The 20,240-nt window shown below is 68.2% G+C and carries 22 protein-coding genes and 1 other RNA gene; 14 read left to right on the top strand and 9 right to left on the bottom strand.

Annotated elements, in window-relative coordinates:
- The first annotated feature begins 104 nt into the window (after positions 1-104).
- The 5 genes from ACW17W_RS13700 to lpdA all read left to right on the top strand — a co-directional run bounded on the left by ACW17W_RS13700 (position 105) and on the right by lpdA (position 5,267).
- The gene (locus tag ACW17W_RS13700) at positions 105-1,232 is read left to right on the top strand and encodes an alpha-ketoacid dehydrogenase subunit beta (protein ID WP_492077452.1); all 1,128 of its coding nucleotides are present in this window, start codon (positions 105-107) and stop codon (positions 1,230-1,232) included.
- Between the two features lies 1 nt (position 1,233).
- Complete coding sequence (locus ACW17W_RS13695; RefSeq protein ID WP_492077451.1) at positions 1,234-2,991, top strand: dihydrolipoyl dehydrogenase family protein; 1,758 nt, start codon at positions 1,234-1,236, stop codon at positions 2,989-2,991.
- 62 nt (positions 2,992-3,053) lie between these two features.
- Entirely contained in the window at positions 3,054-3,341 is a 288-nt protein-coding gene (locus ACW17W_RS13690) for a GIY-YIG nuclease family protein (RefSeq protein WP_492077450.1), read from the top strand.
- Between the two features lie 52 nt (positions 3,342-3,393).
- Positions 3,394-3,873, top strand: a complete 480-nt coding sequence (locus ACW17W_RS13685; RefSeq protein ID WP_492077449.1) for a hypothetical protein — start codon at positions 3,394-3,396, stop codon at positions 3,871-3,873.
- Positions 3,870-5,267 carry a dihydrolipoyl dehydrogenase gene (lpdA, locus tag ACW17W_RS13680; RefSeq protein ID WP_492077448.1) on the top strand — a complete coding sequence of 466 codons (1,398 nt, stop codon included), beginning with the start codon at positions 3,870-3,872 and terminating at the stop codon, positions 5,265-5,267. The genes ACW17W_RS13685 and lpdA overlap by 4 nt, the downstream gene beginning before the upstream one ends.
- A gap of 59 nt (positions 5,268-5,326) precedes the next feature.
- On the opposite strand, the gene ACW17W_RS13675 is transcribed toward lpdA, so the two are convergent.
- Positions 5,327-5,827, bottom strand: a complete 501-nt coding sequence (locus ACW17W_RS13675) for a YciE/YciF ferroxidase family protein (RefSeq protein ID WP_492077447.1) — start codon at positions 5,825-5,827, stop codon at positions 5,327-5,329.
- 93 nt (positions 5,828-5,920) lie between these two features.
- Positions 5,921-6,550: a Crp/Fnr family transcriptional regulator gene (locus tag ACW17W_RS13670; protein WP_492077446.1), complete on the bottom strand. Its 630-nt coding sequence runs from the start codon at positions 6,548-6,550 to the stop codon at positions 5,921-5,923.
- Positions 6,551-6,775: 225 nt separating this feature from the next.
- Here ACW17W_RS13670 and ACW17W_RS13665 point away from each other — a divergent pair, with 225 nt between their 5' ends.
- Positions 6,776-6,976 carry a hypothetical protein gene (locus tag ACW17W_RS13665; RefSeq protein ID WP_492077445.1) on the top strand — a complete coding sequence of 67 codons (201 nt, stop codon included), beginning with the start codon at positions 6,776-6,778 and terminating at the stop codon, positions 6,974-6,976.
- A gap of 11 nt (positions 6,977-6,987) precedes the next feature.
- Here ACW17W_RS13665 and thrS read toward each other — a convergent pair whose 3' ends face one another.
- From thrS to ACW17W_RS13650, 3 genes are read right to left on the bottom strand one after another with little or no spacing between them, the layout of a single operon-like run.
- Positions 6,988-8,922, bottom strand: coding sequence for a threonine--tRNA ligase (gene thrS / locus ACW17W_RS13660; protein WP_492077444.1), 1,935 nt, complete (start codon positions 8,920-8,922; stop codon positions 6,988-6,990).
- Positions 8,919-9,197, bottom strand: coding sequence for a membrane protein insertion efficiency factor YidD (gene yidD / locus ACW17W_RS13655; RefSeq protein ID WP_492077443.1), 279 nt, complete (start codon positions 9,195-9,197; stop codon positions 8,919-8,921). The genes thrS and yidD overlap by 4 nt, the downstream gene beginning before the upstream one ends.
- A gap of 40 nt (positions 9,198-9,237) precedes the next feature.
- Positions 9,238-9,771, bottom strand: a complete 534-nt coding sequence (locus ACW17W_RS13650) for an iron-sulfur cluster assembly scaffold protein (protein ID WP_492077442.1) — start codon at positions 9,769-9,771, stop codon at positions 9,238-9,240.
- A 260-nt stretch (positions 9,772-10,031) separates the two neighbouring features.
- Here ACW17W_RS13650 and ACW17W_RS13645 point away from each other — a divergent pair, with 260 nt between their 5' ends.
- Positions 10,032-10,637 carry a DUF4168 domain-containing protein gene (locus tag ACW17W_RS13645; RefSeq protein WP_492077441.1) on the top strand — a complete coding sequence of 202 codons (606 nt, stop codon included), beginning with the start codon at positions 10,032-10,034 and terminating at the stop codon, positions 10,635-10,637.
- A gap of 44 nt (positions 10,638-10,681) precedes the next feature.
- Here the strand turns inward: ACW17W_RS13645 and ACW17W_RS13640 are convergent, their stop codons facing one another.
- Positions 10,682-11,509 carry a tetratricopeptide repeat protein gene (locus ACW17W_RS13640; RefSeq protein ID WP_492077440.1) on the bottom strand — a complete coding sequence of 276 codons (828 nt, stop codon included), beginning with the start codon at positions 11,507-11,509 and terminating at the stop codon, positions 10,682-10,684.
- A gap of 83 nt (positions 11,510-11,592) precedes the next feature.
- Here ACW17W_RS13640 and ACW17W_RS13635 point away from each other — a divergent pair, with 83 nt between their 5' ends.
- Positions 11,593-12,981, top strand: a complete 1,389-nt coding sequence (locus ACW17W_RS13635) for a leucyl aminopeptidase family protein (protein ID WP_492077439.1) — start codon at positions 11,593-11,595, stop codon at positions 12,979-12,981.
- On the opposite strand, the gene ACW17W_RS13630 is transcribed toward ACW17W_RS13635, so the two are convergent.
- Positions 12,963-13,448 (bottom strand): hypothetical protein, encoded by a 486-nt coding sequence (locus ACW17W_RS13630; protein ID WP_492077438.1) that lies wholly within the window; start codon positions 13,446-13,448, stop codon positions 12,963-12,965. The genes ACW17W_RS13635 and ACW17W_RS13630 overlap by 19 nt on opposite strands.
- 183 nt (positions 13,449-13,631) lie before the next feature.
- Here ACW17W_RS13630 and ACW17W_RS13625 point away from each other — a divergent pair, with 183 nt between their 5' ends.
- Positions 13,632-14,426, top strand: a complete 795-nt coding sequence (locus ACW17W_RS13625) for a C40 family peptidase (protein WP_492077437.1) — start codon at positions 13,632-13,634, stop codon at positions 14,424-14,426.
- A gap of 55 nt (positions 14,427-14,481) precedes the next feature.
- Here the strand turns inward: ACW17W_RS13625 and ACW17W_RS13620 are convergent, their stop codons facing one another.
- Entirely contained in the window at positions 14,482-15,204 is a 723-nt protein-coding gene (locus ACW17W_RS13620; RefSeq protein ID WP_492077436.1) for a c-type cytochrome, read from the bottom strand.
- Positions 15,205-15,365: 161 nt separating this feature from the next.
- Between ACW17W_RS13620 and ACW17W_RS13615 the strand changes: the two genes are divergently transcribed.
- Positions 15,366-16,097, top strand: coding sequence for a 3-deoxy-manno-octulosonate cytidylyltransferase (locus ACW17W_RS13615; protein ID WP_492077435.1), 732 nt, complete (start codon positions 15,366-15,368; stop codon positions 16,095-16,097).
- A 121-nt stretch (positions 16,098-16,218) separates the two neighbouring features.
- On the opposite strand, the gene nudC is transcribed toward ACW17W_RS13615, so the two are convergent.
- A complete protein-coding gene (nudC, locus tag ACW17W_RS13610; RefSeq protein WP_492077434.1) occupies positions 16,219-17,163 on the bottom strand; it encodes an NAD(+) diphosphatase in 945 nt (314 codons plus the stop codon).
- A 77-nt stretch (positions 17,164-17,240) separates the two neighbouring features.
- On the opposite strand from nudC, the gene ffs reads away from it, so the two are divergent.
- The 4 genes from ffs to ACW17W_RS13590 all read left to right on the top strand — a co-directional run bounded on the left by ffs (position 17,241) and on the right by ACW17W_RS13590 (position 20,219).
- An RNA gene (gene ffs, locus ACW17W_RS13605) (signal recognition particle sRNA small type) lies at positions 17,241-17,336 on the top strand.
- Positions 17,337-17,495: 159 nt separating this feature from the next.
- On the top strand, positions 17,496-17,888 hold the full coding sequence (locus tag ACW17W_RS13600) for a DUF3597 domain-containing protein (RefSeq protein ID WP_492077433.1): 393 nt from the start codon (positions 17,496-17,498) through the stop codon (positions 17,886-17,888).
- A 104-nt stretch (positions 17,889-17,992) separates the two neighbouring features.
- On the top strand, positions 17,993-19,873 hold the full coding sequence (locus ACW17W_RS13595) for a DNA polymerase III subunit gamma/tau (protein WP_492077432.1): 1,881 nt from the start codon (positions 17,993-17,995) through the stop codon (positions 19,871-19,873).
- 58 nt (positions 19,874-19,931) lie between these two features.
- Positions 19,932-20,219 carry a GIY-YIG nuclease family protein gene (locus ACW17W_RS13590; RefSeq protein WP_492077431.1) on the top strand — a complete coding sequence of 96 codons (288 nt, stop codon included), beginning with the start codon at positions 19,932-19,934 and terminating at the stop codon, positions 20,217-20,219.
- The last annotated feature ends 21 nt before the right edge of the window (positions 20,220-20,240 follow it).

Here is a 20,240-nt window from a genome sequence, read left to right as displayed (position 1 = left end):
GGTTCCAGACCCACCCTGTCCTTACGTTTCACGCAATGCCAGACCTTGGCTCCGATCCTCGGGTCAAGCCCGAGGATGACGATGAGTGTGGAGGGCGTTTTCTGATGAACGAACAGACCTTCACCGAATCCGACCGCACCGACGGGATCGAGCCGGACATGGCCGATCGGGTCGACCACACGCCCGACGCGACCGCGCCCGACACGGCGGCGACCGTCCCGATGAACATGATCCAGGCCCTGAACTCGGCCATCGACGTCAAGATGACCGAGGACGCCAATGTCCTGTCGTTCGGCGAGGACGCCGGCTATTTCGGCGGCGTCTTCCGCGTCACCGACAAGCTGCAACAGAAGCACGGCCTGACCCGCAGCTTCGACGCCCCGATCAGCGAATGCGGCATCGTCGCCGCCGCCATCGGCATGGGCGCCTATGGCCTGCGTCCGGTCGTCGAGATCCAGTTCGCCGACTACATCTATCCGGCCTACGACCAGATCGTGTCGGAGGCGGCCAAGCTGCGTTACCGCTCGGGCGGCCAGTTCTCGGCCCCGATCGTGGTGCGCTCCCCCTATGGCGGCGGCATCTTCGGCGGCCAGACCCACAGCCAGTCGCCCGAGAGCCTGTTCACCCATGTGGCCGGGCTGAAGGTCGTGATCCCGTCCAATCCGTATGACGCCAAGGGCCTGTTGATCTCGGCCATCGAGGACGACGATCCGGTGATCTTCTTCGAGCCGAAGCGGCTCTACAACGGCCCCTTCGACGGCTGGCACCAGAAGCCGGTCAGCCCGTGGAAAGCCCAGCCCGAGGCCCAGGTCCCGACCGGCAAATATGCGATCCCCCTGGGCGAGGCCCGGGTCGTTCGCGAAGGGTCGGACGTCACCATCCTCTGCTACGGCACCATGGTCTGGGTCTCGCTGGCCGGCGCCGAGCACGCCGGCGTGGACGCCGAGGTCATCGACCTGCGCACCCTCGTCCCGCTCGACATCGCGACGATCGAGGCCAGTGTGAAGAAGACCGGCCGCTGCGTCATCGTGCATGAGGCGCCGAAAACCTCCGGCTACGGCGCCGAGCTGTCGGCCCTGGTCCAGGAGCGCTGCTTCTATCATCTGGAGGCCCCGATCGCGCGCGTCACCGGCTGGGACACCCCCTATCCCCACGCCTTCGAGTGGGAATATTTCCCGGGACCGGAACGGGTCGCCGACGCCCTGAAATCCGTCATGACGGGAGGGCGCTGAGATGGGCCGCTATGTCTTCAAACTGCCCGACGTGGGCGAGGGCACGGCCGAGGCCGAACTGGTCGGCTGGCATGTGAAGGTCGGCGATACGGTCGCCGAGGACCAGATCGTCGCCGACATCATGACCGACAAGGCCACCGTCGAACTGACCAGCCCGGTCTCCGGCGTGGTCACCGCCCTGCACGGCGAACCCGGGCTGATGGTCCCGGTCCGCGGACCGCTGGTGGAGTTCGAGGTCGAGGGGGAGGGAAATGCGGAGGCCGAGGCCCAGAGCCCCTCCGTCTCTCCGCTTCGCTCCGAGCCACCTCCCCCCGCTGCGCGCGGGGAAGAGACGGATGTGGCCGCGTCTCCGCCCCACGCCAGTGGGGAGGGGGACCGCAAGGCGGTGGAGGGGCTGTTGGAGGCCCCCACCGCCAGCTACGTCTTCAAACTGCCCGACGTGGGCGAGGGCACGGCCGAGGCCGAGCTGGTCGGCTGGCGTGTGTCGGTCGGGGATGCGGTCGAGGAAGACCAGCTTCTGGCCGAGGTCATGACCGACAAGGCGACGGTCGAACTGACCAGCCCGGTCGCGGGTGTCGTCGCGGTCCTGCACGGCGAACCCGGCCAGCCGATCCCGGTCGGCGGGCCCTTGGTGTCGTTCACGGTGGAAGGGGCGGGGAATGTGGCGGCCGCCGCCGTGCCTGCTTCGGCCCCTTCCGTCACGGCGCCAGAGCGCCGCGCCACCTCCCCCAATGGGGGAGGATCGAAGGCGAGCGCCGTTCCTCATTCTCCCCCCATCGAGGGGAGTACCCGCGCAGCCGGGGAGGGGGGCAAGTCCGCCCCCGAGACGTCCAGGCCTGTCCCCGCCCTGACCGGCCGCGCGCCCAGCGAACGGCCGCTGGCGTCTCCCGCCGTGCGCAACCGCGCGCGGGACCTCGGCATCGATCTGGCCTTCGTGCCCGGGTCGGGGCCTGCGGGACGGATCGCCCATGAGGATCTGGACGCCTTTGTTTCGCGCGGCGGGGCTCCGGCCCAGGGTTCACCGGCTCCGGCGACGGGCGGCCTCTACGCCCGGGCCGAGGGAACGACCGAGACCCGCATCATCGGCCTGCGCCGCAAGATTGCGGAGAAGATGGCCGAGAGCGTCCGGCGCATCCCCCACATCACCTATGTGGAGGAGATCGACGTCACGGCGCTGGAGGAGCTTCGCGCCCACCTGAACGCCCAGGCCAAACAGACCGGCAAGGCGAAGCTGAACGTCCTGCCCTTCATCGCCCGCGCCATCGTCGTGGCCCTGCGCGATCAGCCGCAGATCAACTCGCACTACGACGATGAGGCCGGGGTGCTGACGACCCATGCCGCGGTCCATCTGGGCATCGCCGCCCAGACGCCGAACGGCCTGATGGTGCCGGTGGTCCGCCACGCCGAGGCGCGCGACCCCTGGGACACCGCGCTGGAGATCGCCCGCGTCTCGGGCGCGGCGAAGGATGGCTCGGCCAAACGGGACGAGCTGTCCGGCTCGACCATCACCATCACGTCTCTGGGGACCCTGGGCGGCGTCGTCCACACCCCGATCATCAACCACCCCGAGGTCGCCATCGTCGGCCCCAACAAGATCGCCGAACGGGTCGTGGTGCGGGACGGCCAGATGGTCGTGCGCAAGATGATGAACCTGTCCTCCAGCTTTGACCACCGCATCGTCGACGGCCACGATGCGGCGGTCTTCGTCCAGCGGATCAAGGGCCTGCTGGAGCACCCGGCGACGTTGTGGATGGGGTAGCACTAGATTTTCCGCTCATCCCCGCGAAAGCGGGGACCCAGTGAGAGCCGCGAGCACCTACGATGGCCTTCTACACCTACATCATGGCCAGCCGGCGGAACGGGACGCTCTACACGGGATCGACGGACAACCTTCTGGCGCGCGCGTCGGCGCACAAGCGAAAGGCCTTCGGCGGCTTTACCGCCAAACACGATGTGCTGATGCTGGTCTGGTTCGAGGGACACGATACGCGGCACGCCGCCTTCGTTCGCGAACGCCAGATCAAGAAATGGAACCGGCTGTGGAAGCTGGAACTGATCGAGAAGACCAACCCGGGCTGGCGTGATCTCTTCGAGACGCTGAACCCTTGAAAGAACTGGGTCCCCGCTTTCGCGGGGATGAGCGGAGGGAGGGAGGCTGCGGATGAAGTTTTACACGATGGTTTTCGCTGCGGCTTTTCTGATTGCAGCGAGCGAGGCGATCGCCTGCACCCCTCCGCCAGACTACATCGAGCGTCGGCAGTTTTACGAAGACCAGAGTTTGAACCGCGCGACAGTGCTGTTTCGCGGGGTGATTGAGGATCTGCGGCAGCCAGAGGGTCGCTATGGTGACGTCACGATGACGATCCGTAGAACGCGAACATTCTGGGGACGTGGCGCTCCAGCACGGATCACAATTCCACGCGAGTATTTTGCATCCTGCCCGAGCGGTAATCTGCACCCGGCGGTTGACGAGTATGGCGAGTTCGCCGGTCTACCGATTGTTCGAAATGGGCTTGGGGTGACAGTACTTGGACGTCCCGAGGATGTATCGGAGGCGTGGCGATATGTAATTTTGGTCGATAACGCCCCCGACACCTTTCGCGTCCTGCGGCGCTTCCGCGAGCTGAAACGAGATCAATGACCCAGACCCTCAAGACCAAAGTCCTGATCATCGGCGCCGGCACCGGCGGCTATGTCGCCGGCATCCGCTGCGGCCAGCTGGGGCTGGAGACCGTTCTGGTGGACGGCGGCGATGGCCTCGGCGGCACCTGCCTGAACGTCGGCTGTATTCCATCCAAGGCCATCATCCATGCGGCGGGCAAGTTCGAGACGGTGGCCAAGGCCGCCGGGGACGGGACGCTGGGTATCACGGCGTCGGAGCCGGCGATCGACCTGTCCAAGACCGTCGCGTGGAAGGACGGCATCGTCAAAAAGCTGAACGCCGGGGTCGCGGCCCTGCTGAAGAAGTCGAAGGTCAGGGTCATCAAGGGCTGGGCCCACTTCTCGGACGCCAAGACCTGCACCGTCAAAACGGATGACGGCGACATCCGCATCACCGCCGAACACGTCATCCTGGCCACGGGATCGGAGCCGGTCGAACTGCCCTTCCTGCCGTTCGGCGGCGACGTCATCTCCTCGACCGAGGCCCTGTCGCTGGACAAGGTGCCCGGGAAACTGGTCGTGGTCGGCGGCGGCTATATCGGGCTGGAGCTGGGCATCGCCTTCCGCAAGCTGGGGGCCCGGGTCGCCATCGTCGAGATGGCTGACCGCATCCTGCCCCTCTACGACAAGGCCCTGACCGATCCGGTCATGAAGTGGCTGGAGGCGCATGGGGTCGAGCTGCACCTCGGCGCCCGGGCCGGTGGCTTCGGCGACGGCAAGCTGAACGTCACCACCCGCGACGGCGAACCGCTGCAACTGGACGCCGACAAGGTGCTGGTCACTGTCGGCCGCCGCCCCCGCACCCGGGGCTGGGGTCTGGAGAACATGGGCGTGGCCATGGCCGGGCCGTTCGTGAAGACCGACAATCGCTGTGCGACCTCGATGAAGAACGTCTGGGCTGTCGGCGACCTGACCGGCGAGCCGATGCTGGCCCACAAGGGCAGCGCGCAGGGCGAGATCGTCGCCGAGATCATCGCAGGCCATAACCGCGTGTTCGATCCGGTGACCATCGCCGCCGTCTGTTTCACCGAGCCGGAGATCGTCTCCGCCGGCCTCGGCCCGCTGGATGTCGAGGGCCGCGATGATGTGATCACCGCCGTCTTTCCCCTGGCCGCCATCGGCCGGGCCCTTGCCATCGAGGCGGGCGAGGACGGCGGCTTTGTGCGGGTGCTGGCCTCGAAGTCTGACCACCGCCTGCTGGGCGTTCAGGCCGTCGGCCAGCACGTCGCCGAACTGTCCAACAGCTTCGCCCAGATGCTGGAGATGGGGGCGGTGCTGGAGGATGTGGCGGGCGTCATCCACGTCCATCCGACCCTCGGCGAAGCCTTCCACGAGGCGACGCTGCGCGCGCTCGGCCACGCCATCCATATCTAACGGTCAGCAAAAAGCGCCGCGACGGGGTCGCGGCGCCCTTTGTCAGCCCGGATCGGAAATCAGGCTGCGGTCTTCATCGCCTCGGCGTTGACAGAGGCGTCGGCGATGCCGGTCAGGTCTTCATCGGTCTGTGACTCTTCCTGCAGGGTCTCGTCCAGCAGGGCGGCCGCGTCCTTCAGGCCCAGCACCAGGGCCCAGCGCTTCAGCGTCCCATAGCGGGTGATCTCATAGTGTTCGACCGCCTGGGCGGCAGCCAGCAGGCCCGCATCGAGGGCGGGTGAACCCTTGTATTCTTCCATGATCTCCTCGCCTTCGGCGAGAATGCCTTCGATGGCGTCACAGGTCTTGCCGCGCGCCGGCTTGCCGATGATTTCGAACACCTGCTGCAGGCGTTCGATCTGGCCTTCGGTCTGGCCCTTGTGCGTCTCGAAGGCGGCCTTCAGCTCCGGCGACTGCGCCGCGCGGGCCATCTTGGGCAGGGACTTCAGGATCTTGCGCTCGGCGTAGTAGATGTCCTTGAGCGTGTCGTGAAACAGGGTGTCGAGGGTCTTGTCGGCCATGGGGTTTCTCCTTTGAGGCAGGCCACAGAAAGCCGCTTGCCCGCCCGAGGTTCCTATGTCGGCCAGCCGAACTAACGCAGACCGCCGGCCGAACTATCCGCGTCCTACAGCGCCGACGAGGGTGTCCAGCCGGGGGCGCAGCATCCGGTAGCAGTCGCAGGCCGCGGCCTCGAGGCCCGGCCGGTCGATGATCCGGATGACTCCCCGACCATAGGCGATGAACCGTCGCCTCTTGAGCTGCGAAGCGGCCTCGCTGACGGTCGATCTCCGGGCGCCGATCAGGCGCGCCAGCTCCTCCTGCCGGAAGATCAGGGTGTCGTGGGGAGAGAGATCGCGCGCCGTCAGGATCCAGCGCGCGATCCGGTCCGGGATGGGGTGAAGGGCGTTACAGGCCGCTGTCTGGGCCGCCTGGGCCTGGTACAGGTCGGTCAGGGCCAGGAGCCGCACCATTAAACCCGGCCGCTCGGTCGCCAGGGTGCGCAGGGCGGCGGCGCTGGCGACCCAGGCGTCGCCCGAGGCGCGGCAGACGATTTCCCAGGCGCTGGGCCTATCGGCCATGAAGGGCGCCAGTCCCGTCAGACCCTCATTGCCCACCACGGCGGTCTCGATCGCGCTGCCGTCTGGAAACCGGATCAGATTGGCGAACTGGGCGTCGATCGGAAAATGCACCTCGGTGACCGGCGCGCCCTGATCGACGACGATACGGTCAGCCGCAATTGACACCCGTCGCAGCAATGGACGAAGCGCCAGCGCCTCGCCAGGATCCAGCGAAGCGACAAAACGATTTTCCGGGCGGTGTTCCGGGCAGGGGTCTGGCGAAGGAGGCATGAGGCGGCAACGCTCAAGGTCTCGCTTGGCTGCCTGTTCCTCAGTGCTGGCTGTGTCGTCGTTCGGACTTTGCCGGAGGGCGACCCATGTTACGCCCGTCCCCTGTCGAGGAGCGCTCTTTTGAAAACCTGGTTCTGCTTTATCGAGCGCGACATCCTCGCCACGCCGCACATGCAGCCTCTGCTGGCCGATACCGACGCCGATGCGCTGCGAGAGGCCGAAGCGCTGCTCCGTCTCCACGCCAGCGGCATCGCCGCCCATGTCATCTGCGACGGTGTCCGGATCGGCACGGTTCGGCCGCCTGGCGTCGCAGCGGCCTGATCAACCCTTGGTCAGGCGGTCTGAAGCCGCTTCAGATCCGGCGGCGTCGCCTCGTCAGTCAGGATGCGGATGGCCTCCTCGACGCTGACCACCGTCTGGGCCTGGGACCCCAGTCGGCGGATGGCGACCTCGCCCTTTTCGGCCTCGTTGCGGCCGACGACGGCGATGACCGGCACCTTGCCGACCGAGTGTTCGCGCACCTTGTAGCCGACCTTCTCGTTCCTAAGGTCGGTCTCGACGCGCAGGCCCGCCGCGCGGAACTTCGCCGCCACCTGCTCCGCATAGCCGTCGGCGTCCGAGGTGATGGTCGCCACCACGGCCTGGACCGGCGACAGCCACAGCGGGAAGGCCCCGGCGTAGTTCTCGATCATGATGCCGATGAACCGCTCGAACGATCCCAGAATGGCCCGGTGCAGCATCACGGGGCGGTGCTTCTGGCCGTCCTCGCCGATATATTCCGCACCCAGACGCTCGGGCAGGACATAGTCGAGCTGGATCGTGCCGCAGGTCCATTCGCGGCCGATGGCGTCCTTGACGATGAAATCCAGCTTGGGCGCATAGAAGGCGCCGTCGCCCTCGGTGACGACCGGCTCGGTCCCGGCGGCGCGGGCGGCTTCGGCCATCAGGGCCTCAGCCTTGTCCCAGAACTCATCCGAACCGGCGCGGTTCTCGGGCCGGGTGCCCAGGCTGATATAGGCGGTCTCCATCCCCAGGTCGGCGTGGACGCTGCGGGCCAGTTTGATGAACTCGGCCGTTTCCTCGACGATCTGGTCCTCGCGGCAGAAGATGTGGGCGTCGTCCTGGGTGAAGCCCCGCACCCTCATCAGACCGTGCAGCGAACCCGACGGCTCATAGCGGTGACAGGCGCCGAACTCGGCCATGCGCAGCGGCAGTTCGCGATAGGAGCGCTGGCCCTGGTCGAAGATCTGCACGTGGCCGGGGCAGTTCATCGGCTTGAGGCTGAGCTCCTCGCCCTCGACCGTCTCGCAGACGAACATATTGGGCCGGTACTTGTCCCAGTGGCCGCTCTGCTCCCAGAATTTGCGGTCCAGAACCTGGGGCGTCTTGACCTCGACATAGCCGGCGGCGTCCAGACGGCGGCGCATATAGGCCTCCAGCACCCGCCACAGGATCCAGCCCTTGGGGTGCCAGAAGACCATGCCCCGGCCCTCTTCCTGCATGTGGAAGAGCTCCATCGCCTTGCCGACCTTGCGGTGGTCGCGCTTGTCGGCCTCTTCCAGCCGCTGCAGATAGGCGTCCAGATCCTCCCTGGTCGCCCAGGCGGTGCCGTAGATGCGTTGCAGCTGTTCGCGCTTGCTGTCGCCGCGCCAATAGGCGCCGGCCAGTTTGGTCAGTTTGAACGCCTTGCCGACGTGGCGCGTCGAGGGGAAGTGCGGCCCCCGGCACAGGTCGATCCAGTCGCCCTGCTTGTACAGGGTGATGGTCTCGTTCTCGGGGAGATCCTTGATCAGCTCGGCCTTGAACTTCTCGCCCCGCGCCTCGAAGAAGACGATGGCCTCGTCGCGGTCCCAGACCTCGCGCTCGAACCTGGCGTCGCGATCGACGATCCGGCCCATCTCCTTCTCGATGGCGGCGAAGTCGTCGGTCGAGAAGGGCTCGTCGCGGAAGAAGTCATAATAGAAGCCGTCCTCGATGGCCGGGCCGATCGTGACCTGGGTGCCGGGGAACAGGGTCTGGACCGCCTCGGCCAGGACGTGGGCCGTGTCGTGGCGGATGGTGTACAGGGCGGCGGGATCGTCGCGCATGATCAGGCGGAAGTCGCCGCCCGTCTCCAGCACCCGCCCCATGTCGCGCTGCTCGCCGTTCAGCTCGGCCAGGACGGCCTTCTTGGCCAGGGACGGCGAGATCGAGGTCGCGACGTCACGCGCCGTCGAACCGGCCGGATATTGGCGCACGGCGCCGTCGGGGAATTTCAGATCGATCATGACTGTTGTTCTTTTTCGTCAGTCTTTGCAGGCGGAACCGGGTCATAGCCCGAGCCGCCGAAGGGATGGCATTTACAGAGCCGGCGCACCGTCAGCCAGCCCCCCCTGACGGGTCCATGCTGGATCAGGGCGTCGCGGCCATAGTCCGAGCAGGTGGGCAGGAAACGACAGGACTGGCCGAAGAAGGGCGACAGGGTCACCTTGTAGCCGCGATGCGCCGCGCGGACGCCGCGTTCGTACAGGCTCGGAGTGGGTTTTTCGGCGCCGGGTACCATGGCGGCGCTTATCCCCCGGCGCAGCGAGGGGGGCAACCGCTCAACCGGCGGGACGCGTCCGGTCCGCATCCGGCGAGCAGGCCGTGTCGGCCCCTGGGGTGGTCCCGCCGACCTCATCGGCTCTCGCCTTCAAGGCCTCCGTGGTGGCCTTGAGCGTGGCCTCGAGCGCCACGAGGGTCGAGGCATGACGGGCCGGATAGTCCGCCACGACCTTCAGGGTGCGCAGGCCCTCGAACCGGCCGATCGGGCCCTCGCCGCCGAACTTCAGCATGGCGGTCATCGCATCACGGGCGGCGCGAACCTCGTCAACGGTCGCGTCCAGCACGGATTCGCCCAGAATGGCCGCCGCCGCCTGGCCCAGGGCGCAGGCCCTGATGTCCTGGGCGAAGTCGCGAACCGTAAGGCCGTCGGGCGAGAGGACGAGGTCCACGACTGCTCTGGATCCACACAATTTGGCAACCTGCTCGCCCGTGCCAAACCAACCCGAGACAGGGGCGGAGACGTCCAGCCGTCCGCTCAGCGGCATGTTCGCCGCCAGCGACAGGATCCGCGCGCTGTACAGGTCATCAATCATGCACCCGAGATAGGCAGCAGGGGCGGCATTGGCAAACCTTCGCAGCCCCCGCCCCCTCCACCCGTTCCCGAGCTGCCCGGCCGGTTCCATGACATCTCATGACGATGTCGTGGTCAGTCGTGATTTGCCTCCCCAGCCTCGGTGGTGGACACCTCCCGGCCTTCCTCCGCCCGGCGTCGCAACCTTTGCGGTGTTTCAAACGTCATTGACCGACGACGGTCCCTGGCCGTTGCGGTTCATACTTCAGACTGGAGTTCGGCATGCGCCCCACGCTTCTTATCGCCACATCCTTCCTCTCCCTGTCGACCGTCCCGGCGCTCGCCGCCGGCCAGCAAGCGATGACCTCGCCGCCCGCAGCGGCGCCGGCCGCTGCCGGATCGGACGTCACAGACACCCAGCTCGAGGCCTTCGCTGACGCCATGGTCAAGGTGCGCGAAATTTCCGAAGGCGTGCAGGGCGGAACGCCGTCGCCCGAACAGCAGGCCGGCATGGCCGCCGCCATCGAGGCTTCCGGGCTGGGCATCACCCAGTTCAACGCCATCAGCACGCGCGTTTCTGCCGATCCGGTCATGCGCGCCCGCGTCGTTCTGGCGGGCCTGCCCGATCCGGCGCCGGGCTCGGTCGCCGCAGGCGTGTCCGACGCAGAGGTCGAGCAGTTTTCCGCCGCCATGGTGAAGATGCGCGAGGTCGCACCGGCGGCCGGCGCCGCGCCCACCGCAGATCAGCAGGCCCGGATGGCGGCCGTTCTGGAGACGTCGGGTCTGGCCATCGACCGTTTCAACGCCATCGCTATGGCGGTGTCGAGCGACGCCCATCTCCGAGCCCGGGTCGAGCTGGCCGACGCCCGCCGCAGCGCCGGGGCCTGATCAAGGGGCGAGGGCTGAAGCCGGGAGCGTTGCCGCTTCCGGCCTCAGCCGCCCTGTAGCGACGACCAGGTGCGCCCCGCCATCGCGGGCGCGCCGGGGGCGGTCCGGGACCGCAGCCAGCTCAGGTTGCGGTCGGCCAGTTCGGGCGGAAGATCGCGGCGAATGATCTGCTCGGCCTCAAGGGTCTTGCCCTGAAGGCCCAGGGTCAGGGCCAGATTCAACCGCATTTTCGTCGTCGCGCCGGGCTGGGCGACGGCGCGACGCAACAGGGTCTCTCCGCCCGCCGCGTCGCCCGCCGCCGTCAGGGCTACGGCCGCATTGGTGAGAATCTCGGGATTGTCGGGCGACAGCTGCAGGCCCGCGTTCCAGGCCTCGCGGGCGTCCGCCTCGCGCTTGACCTGCTGGTAGGCCACGCCCAGCAAGGACAGGGGGCGCCAGTCGTTCGGCGCCAGGGTCCGGGCCTGTTCCAGTGCGGCGATACTGTAGAAGCCCTGACCGCGTGAGATATGGGCGCGACCGACCTCCAGCATGGCCTCGACATTGTCGGGCTGCGTCAGCAGCAGCCCCTGGGCCGTAGCCGCAGCCTGATCGAACTGGCCCATCTCGCGCAGGGCCTGGGCGACCTTGACCCCGGCGACCGGGTCGGCCGGGTTGATCTCCTGTTCGCGGCCCCAGAACACCGACCGGGTCAGGGGATCCATCCGGTCGGCGGTGGCGCGCTCTGCGGCCGAGGCGGGGACACGCGGCGTGGCCGGGGCGGGACTGGCGGTCGGCGCTGCAGCCAGGCCCTGCATCTGGGCGACGGCCGGAGTGGTCAGCCCGGCGATCACGGCGGCGATCAGGATTGCGGCGGCGGCGGCGGTGCGCGACATGGGGCGATCCATTCGAAAACGACGGGCTCCAGACTCCGCCCTCTGCGTCAAGACATGGTTAACGATATCGCCGGAGCTGCTTCATGAGCCGTCAGACCCCCGCCCTGATCCCTGCATCCGGGGCTGCTCGTCCCATCCGACTGATCGCCCCCGGCGCGACGCTGGAGGGCCGAACCGGCGCATGGGCCGCGGCCAACGCCTTCACCGGCAAGGCGGGGCAGTTGCTTCTGGTTCCGGGCGAGGACGGGACGGTGGTCGAGGCCCTGTTCGGCGCGGGTGCGGCCTTTGACCCGATGTCGGTGCGGGGGCTGGCGGCGCGCCTGCCGGGCGGCGTCTGGCGGCTGGAGGGCGCGGCGCCCGATCATGCCGGCCGGGCGGCCCTGGCCTTTGCCCTGGGGGGCTATGTGTTCGATCGTTACAAGGCCCGCCCCGAGGCCGAACCGCCGGTGCTGGCGGCGGGCGAGGGGGTCGATGTCGAGGCCGTCCTGCGTATTGCTGCGGCCTGCGCCCTGACCCGTGAGATGGTCGACACCCCCGCCGCCGACATGGGGCCGACACAGATCGAGACCATTGCCCGCGAGATCGCCGAGGCCCACGGGGCCGCTTTTGACGTGGTCGAGGGCGACGGTCTGCTGGAGCAGAACTATCCCGCCGTCCACGCTGTCGGTCGCGCCGCCGCCCCGCACCGGGGTCCACGCGTCATCGAGATCGGCTGGAATCTCCACCGCACCGACCGGCCTCTGGTCGCCCTGGTCGGCAAGGGGGTGGTGTTCGACACCGGCGGTCTGGATCTCAAGCCTGCCGCCGGGATGCGCAATATGAAGAAGGACATGGGCGGCGCCGCCCATGTGCTGGGTCTGGCCCGGCTCGTGATGCAGGCCGGGCTCGATATCCGGCTGGTGGTGCTGGTCGCGGCGGTGGAGAACGCCGTCTCGGCCGACGCCTTCCGGCCGGGCGACATCCTTTCGACCCGAAAGGGGCTGACGGTGGAGATCGGCAATACCGACGCGGAGGGGCGGCTGATCCTGGCCGATGTTCTGACCCGGGCGGCCGAGCATGCACCGGACCTGACGCTGGATTTCGCCACCCTGACGGGGGCGGCGCGGATGGCCCTGGGACCCGAACTGCCGCCGATCTATACGGATGACGAGACGTTGGCGGACGACATGCTGGCCGCCTCGGCCGCCGTCGCCGACCCCCTGTGGCGGATGCCCTTGTGGCCCGGCTACCGGGCCTCCATCGACAGCGAGATCGCCGATGTGCGCAATGATTCGGCCGCCTGGGCCCAGGCCGGGTCGGTGACCGCCGCCCTGTTCCTGCAGAAATTCGCCCCGACGACGGGGGTCTGGGCCCATCTGGACGTCTTCGCGTGGAACCCCCGCAACCGCCCCGGGTGGCCCGAGGGCGGCGAGGCGCAGGGCCTGCGCGCGGCGTTCGAGATGCTGTCGCGGCGCTATCCGAAGGCGGGCTGAAGGCCGAACGACGCTCGCGGCTCGACGTCTTCACGCCGGCCTGTGAGGCGACGGCGCACTGCCGATCTGATCGCCCGACCCGCCCGCCGCGCGGGGCGAACCGTGACCACGAACAGATCGTTCAACGTCCGCCGCACTCGTTCCCGCATCGGCGCCAGCCGCGTGGCGCCCTGGGCGATGACGGCGACGGCGATCAGGTCAACGACCGCGCCGGCGTCGAACATGGCCATCCAGGCGAAGGCCTCGGGCGCTCCTATGGCGAACAGCCTCACCCCCTCGGCCCCGCCGGCCCAGAACAGCCCGATGGCGATCAGGACCAGCAGGCCGAGGACGATCGTCCGGCCCGCACCAAACCGCGACAGGCCCGCTGCAGGCCGACCGATCAACCAGATGCGGAGCGTCCGGGCCACGCCGGTCTCTGGAAACAGGGTCATTGTCAGGACCGCCGCCGCCAGGAGAATACACAAGGGAATCATCGTCACTCGCAGCCGCCCCAAACATGGAGCGCGCCCGCTCCGATACGGATCTTGGCAAGGCTCAGGCGCTTCACAAGTGATCCGGACGACGCTTTGCCGAATTCTGTTCCGCGCTGTTAACGCCAGATTCGACTCTGGCGCCCACAATGGCCGTTCAATCGGACGGACCTGTTCTTGACCCTGTTCGCGGACCTTGACGCCAAGACGCTTCTCGCCCGGCCCGATCTGGCCGAGCAGGCGTTGGAAGGCCTGATGCCGGCGGCGGCCTACCGTCCGACCGTGGCGATGCACGGCTGCGTGGCGGTGGCAGACATCGAGGCGAAGACCGAAAGCGGGTCGGCCCGCGTCGATCAACTGCTGTCCGGCGAAGCCTTCGATGTGCTGGAACGCGTGGATGGACGCGCCTGGGGTCGGGCCCGGCGGACCGGATCGGTGGGCTGGCTGGATCTCGACGCCCTGTCTCCAGGCGCCCCCGTGGCCGGCTTTACCGTCACCGCGGTCGACGCCGCCCTGCCGCTGAACGCCCTGATTCCGGGTCCGGCGACCGACCTTCCCGCCGGCGACGTGCGTCCGATCGGAGAATTCGAGACCGACCCTGTGGCTGTGGCCGAACGGATGCTGGGCGCGCCGCACGCCCTCGGCGCACGGTCGTCACAGCTGACCGACTGTTCGGGTCTGGTGCAGGCCGCCCTGTTCGCCTGCGGCCGGGCCTGTCCGCGTCATTCCGATCGACAGGCCGAACTGGGCCAGGCGATCTCGCGCGACAAGGCGCAACGCGGCGATCTGGTCATCTGGCTGGCGCCTGAGGGCGAGACGGACTTCACCGGCCACTCGGCCCTGGTCCTGGATCCTGACACCGTCATCCACGCCACCGGCCATCACGGCGCGGTCGTGCTTGAGGACCTGGCTGCGGCTGAGGCGCGTTACGCCTCTGGCGGCTTTGCTGCTCCGGTGTTCCGCAGACCCTGACCGAAACAGAAAGGGCGGTCCGAAGACCGCCCTTCCCTGATTTTTTGTCTCTACTCTAGCCGACGGGCGGGGCGGGCGTCGTGGCCGCCGGGGCGGCGACCTCTCCGGCCTGGGTCGTGGCGGCGCCCACGGGGCCTGCGGCTGGAGCGGCCGAACCACTGGCGACGCCGGCTTCGGCGCCGGCGGCGGCGGCGCCCTCGACCGGGGCGGCGCCGGGCTGGCGAGCCGGATCCGGGGCCGGAATGGCGAAGCCGGTCGAGCCCTGGCTGCGCAGATAGGCGATCAGATTGTGACGCGTGGCCTCATCCCGAAGTCCGGCGAAGGACATCTTGGTGCCGGGCACATAGCGGGCCGGGGCGGTGATGAAGGCGTCCAGGGCGTCAAAGCCCCAGGTCGGGACCTCGCCCTTGTGCGCGATCATGGCGTCGGAATAGGCGAAGCCTGCGCTGTGCGTCACCGGGCCGCCGACCACGCCGAACAGGTTCGGGCCGATTCCATTGGCGCCGCCCTGGTTGATGGTGTGGCAGGCCTTGCAGCGTGCGAACGCGGCCTCACCGGCGGCCAGATCGGCGGCGGGCAGGACCGTGCCCCAGTCGGCGGGCAGGGCAGGGGCCTCGGCGCCCGCCTCGGCCTCTTCCGGGGCATTGATCATATAGCCCATCTTTTCAGGCTCATGCGTCTTGTAGACGAAGCCCGATCCTTCCTTGACGACCAGGATGACGAATGCCGTCCCCAGAGCCGCGCCCAGAATCTTGTTCCACTTCAGATCGCCGCTCATGCGCGTGGTCGCATCCCGTCATTTAAGGTCCGCCGACAGGCTCGGGCGGACGAATTCTTGCGTGGGCGTCTCTGACACGGTAGCGCGGCCTTCGCAACCGGCGCCAAGGGGGTTGGCGTGGTTTCAGGACCATCTGCCGCTCCGGGCGGGAAAGTACGACCATGAACCCTTTGATATTGATACCGGCTCGCATGGCGGCGACCCGTCTGCCGAACAAGCCCCTGGCCGATATCGGCGGCAAGCCGATGATTGTCCAGGCCTGGGAGGGGGCGATGAACTCCGGCCTGCCTGTGGTCGTGGCGGCCGGGGATCCCGAGATCGTGGCGGTGGTCGAGGCGGCCGGAGGCAGGGCCGTGCTGACCGACCCCGGCTTGCCTTCGGGGTCGGACCGTATCCGGGCGGCGCTCGAGGCGGTCGATCCCGAGGGCGAGCACGACGCCGTCATCAACCTTCAGGGCGACATGCCCTTTGCTGATCCGGGGTTGGCCACCGCCTGTGCGGCCCTGTTGCACGGCGAACCGGGCTGCGACATCGCGACCCTGGTGGCGCCGGAGGCTGACGTTTCCGATCGCACCAATCCGGATGTGGTCAAGGCGGTCCTGGCCCTGGTCGAGGGCGAGCGCCACGGCCGCGCCCTGTATTTCACCCGCTCGACCCTGTATGGCGACGCCCCCGTCTGGCGTCACATCGGCGTTTACGGCTATCGCCGCGAGGCCCTGATGCGCTTCTGCGCCGCCCCGCCGTCGCCGCTGGAGAAACGCGAAAAGCTGGAGCAGCTCCGAGCGCTGGAAATGGGCCTGTCGATCTGGGCGGCTGTGATCGATGAAGCGCCGCTGTCGGTGGACAATCCGGCGGATCTGGAGGCGGCTCGACTATTCCTCCCCCAAGCGTAGCGCAGGGGGAGGGGGACCGCAGCGCGCTTGCGCTGTGGTGGAGGGGGTCTGATCCAAACCCGGTGTCTGGGGTGAGCCCCCTCCACCGCTTCGCGGTCCCCCTCCCCCGATGGGGGAGGATCTATGTGTTCTCCTCCACCCACACCCGTATCAGCGTATGGGCGATGGCCGAGGACGGCGGGGCCTTGATCTCCGGATGGGTCCCTTCCAGCACTGCCTTCGCCTCCGCCCGGGTCAGCCAAGCCACGGATTCCAGCTCGGTCTGGTCCGGGGCGGCCTGGTCGTCCGAGACCTCGGCGATCAGGCCGATCATCAGCTGGGACGAAAACGGCCAGGGCTGGCTGGAATGATAGCGAACGGCGGTGACGGTCAGGCCGGCCTCCTCCTGCACCTCGCGGGCGCAGGCCTCCTCGATCGATTCCCCGGGCTCCAGGAAGCCGGCCAAGGCCGACATCCGGCCGGCGGGCCAGGCGGCCTGACGCCCCAGAAGGCAGATGGGCTCGGCGCCTCCGGTGAAGACCGGCAGCATGATGGTGACCGGGTCGACCCTGGGGAAATGATCGGTTCCGCAGGCGTCGCAGGTGCGTTTCCAGCCGCCGCAGCTGTTGCGCGACGGCTGGCCGCAGGCGGCGCAGAAGCCGTGCCGCCGCCGCCAGTCGAACAGGCTCTTGGCGCACCCCGCCATGGCCGCGTCGTTGCCGGGCAGCAGGCCGGCGGCGGCGCGCATCTCATGGAACGCGCCCAGCCCCTTGACCGAGGTCTCCGCCGGATCGGCCGGGCCCTCGAACTCGATGGCGAAGACCGGCGCATCCTTCCACAGACCCAGGAACAGCTCCCTGTCCGGGACCAGCGCCCGCGCATGACCCATGTCGACCCAGGCCAGACGCGAGCCCCCGGCGGTGTCCTCGATCAGCGGGCGGCCCTCCCACAGGATCAACGCCAGGGCGTCCGGCCGCCCCGCCTGTTCGGCCAGCCAGTCGGGATCGTTCCGGAGATCGCCCGCCCGATCGAGCGGATTGCCGGCGAAGGTGTTGCCAGAGAAGCGGGGCGCGGGGGTCAGGGTCATGGCCGTCTCATACCGTCTTGCACGCCCGGCGTCTTGAGGCAGTGGCTTGATTTTCCCACCATCAGCAGCGATATAGGGGGTGGAGATCGCGGGCGAAGGCCTCGCCAACCTGGTCAGGGCCGGAAGGCAGCAGCCACAACGAATTCACCTTCGGGTCGCGGTCTCCACCTTTCCCCGCATCGTCAGAATGATCCCGCGCGGCAGCCTGCGCCGGGGTCAACCACGCGTCGGCCCCGTGACGCCGGGGTCTGTAAAATGTCGTAAAGCCGCGATGGCGCGCAACCACGGGATGGCGCAGTAGTTCACTCCCCAATCAAATGTGGAGCCAGACCATGAGCATTTTCGGCAAGATCCTCGGCGGCATCTTCAATCGCAAGAAGCCCGCCGCGCCCGCCCCCGCCCCGTCGGCCACCCCGGCGGCGCCCGCGTCCCCGGCCGTCGTGGCCTCCGCCCCCCAGCCGCCCGAGCCCGTCGACATCGAGGCGGTCCTGAACGAACTGGCGGACGAGAACCCGCAGAAGCTGAACTGGCGCACCTCCATCGTCGACCTGATGAAGCTGGTCGGGATGGAAAGCTCGCTGGCCGAGCGCAAGGAACTGGCCGACGAGCTGGGCTATACCGGTGACAAGTCGGACTCGGCCTCGATGAACATCTGGCTGCACAAACAGGTTCTGGCCAAGCTGGCCGCCAACGGCGGCAAGGTGCCGGCTGACCTGATCGACTGATTGTCCACAGATCCGGACTGAAATCCGGACGCCGTCGGTTCCCCGGAGCCGGCGGCGTTCTTGTATGCCGTGACCATACCGGCGCCGCGCGCTAAGACGGTCCCATGAGCGACGTCGATCCGAGTCTCGAAGGCCCTCCCTGGGAGGAAGAACTCCCCGAGCGGGACGAGAACACTGACGACATGTTCGGGGCGCCTCCGGTCGCGCCTGAGCCCGTGGCCCAGGTCGCTCTCGCCCGGGCCGCCGCGCCGCCGACGGCGCCTGCCCCGGCCGCGCCCTCCGACGCCCACGACGAAACCTCCGGCGAGGCCTACACCGTCCTCGCCCGCAAATACCGGCCGCGCACCTTCGAGGACCTGATCGGGCAGGAGGCGATGGTTCGCACCCTGACCAACGCCTTCGCCACCGGCCGCATCGCCCACGCCTTCATGCTGACCGGGGTGCGGGGGGTCGGCAAGACCACCACGGCCCGGCTGCTGGCCCGCGCCCTGAACAACCAGACCGACGTCATCGACCGGCCCTCGCTGGAACTGACCGCCCACGGCGTCCATGACGCCGCCATCATGGCCGGCCAGCATATGGACGTGATGGAGATGGACGCCGCCAGCCACACCGGCGTCAACGACATCCGCGATATTCTGGAGAGCGTCCGCTATGCGCCCGTCGAGGCCCGCTACAAGGTCTATGTGCTGGACGAAGTGCACATGCTGTCCAACCAGGCCTTCAACGCCCTGCTGAAGACGCTGGAAGAGCCGCCGCCCCACGCCAAATTCATCTTCGCCACCACCGAGATCCGCAAGGTGCCGGTGACCATCCTGTCCCGCTGCCAGCGATTCGACCTGCGCCGCGTCGAGCCGGAAATCCTCGTCGAACACCTCAGCCGCATCGCCGGCCGCGAGGGGATGAAGGTCGAGGACGACGCCCTGGCCCTGATCGCCCGCGCCGCCGAGGGCTCGGTCCGCGACGGCCTGTCGCTGCTGGATCAGGCCCTGGTGCAGGGCGAGCGCGGCGAGCCCGTCAAGACCGAGGTGGTGCGCGACATGCTGGGTCTGGCCGACCGGACCCAGACCATCGCCCTGTTCGAACAGGTCATGGGCGGCCGCACGCCCGAGGCGCTGGAGACCTTCCGCACCCTGTACGGCTATGGCGCCGATCCGGTGCAGGTGACCAACGACCTGCTGGAGCATTGCCACGCCGCCTCGGTGGCCAAGATGCTGGGGCCGCAGGCGACGCGTCTGCCGGCCGATCAGGCCGCGACCCTGGCGGCGCTGGGCGCCTCGATCTCGGCCGGGACCCTGTCGCGGGTCTGGCAGATGCTGCTCAAGGCCCTGGACGAGGTGCGCCGCGCCCCCAGCCCGGCGGATGCGGTCGAGATGGCCATCGTCCGTCTGGCCTACGCCGCCGACCTGCCCGGGCCGGAGGAGGCGCTGAAGGCGCTGCAGAATGGCGAGACGCCCGGCGGCGCCGGGGGCGGCTCAGGCGGCGGCGGAAGCGCGCCACGCGGCGGCGGGGGAGGCGGCGCCCAGGCGCAGTTCGGGGCCCAGATGGCGGCGCGTCCGATGGCGGCGCCCGCCCTGCCGGACCCGCAGACCTTCGAACAGGTCGTCGCCCTGATCGGGCAGAAGCGCGAAATCGGCCTGCAGATGGAGGTCCAGCGCTATGTCCGGCTGGTCTCGTTCAAGCCCGGCGCCATCGTCTATGAAAGCAGCCCCGAGGCGCCGATCGACCTGGCCCGCAAGCTGGCCTCTCGGCTCAAGGACTGGACCGGCAAGACCTGGCTGATCGCCGCCAACGGCCAGGGCGGCGGCGAGACCCTGATCGAGATCGATCGCCGCAAGAAGGTCGAGGAGCGGGCCGAGGTCGAGGCCGATCCGTTCGTCAAGGCCGTGATGGAAACCTTCCCCGGCGCCCGGATGGATTTCAAGGTCATCGCCCCAGCCGTCGAGATGCCGGCCATTCCGGATGAGGCGGAGGACGAGGACTAACTAAATCATCCGCTCATCCCCGCGAAAGCGGGGACCCAGTGCTTTCGTGAGGCACACGATGGCATTCTATACCTATATCGTCGCAAGCCAGCGCAACGGCACACTCTACACCGGGTCGACCGACTCATTGATCACCCGGACGCGGCAGCATCGCGAAAAGGTCTTCAAAGGTTTTACCGCGAAATACGGGTGCGCCACCCTCGTCTGGTACGAGCCGCACGAAACGCGGCACTCCGCCTTCGTTCGAGAGCGGCGGATCAAGAAGTGGAACAGGGTCTGGAAACTCGAACTGATCGAGAAATCGAATCCCGGTTGGCGTGATCTCTTCGACGACCTTTTCTCATAAAAGCACTGGGTCCCCGCTTTC

Source organism: Brevundimonas sp. FV1ye29L, from assembly GCF_058681095.1.
The sequence above is the reverse complement of the archived record's forward strand: the minus strand, read 5'-3'. Positions and strand labels throughout refer to the sequence as shown.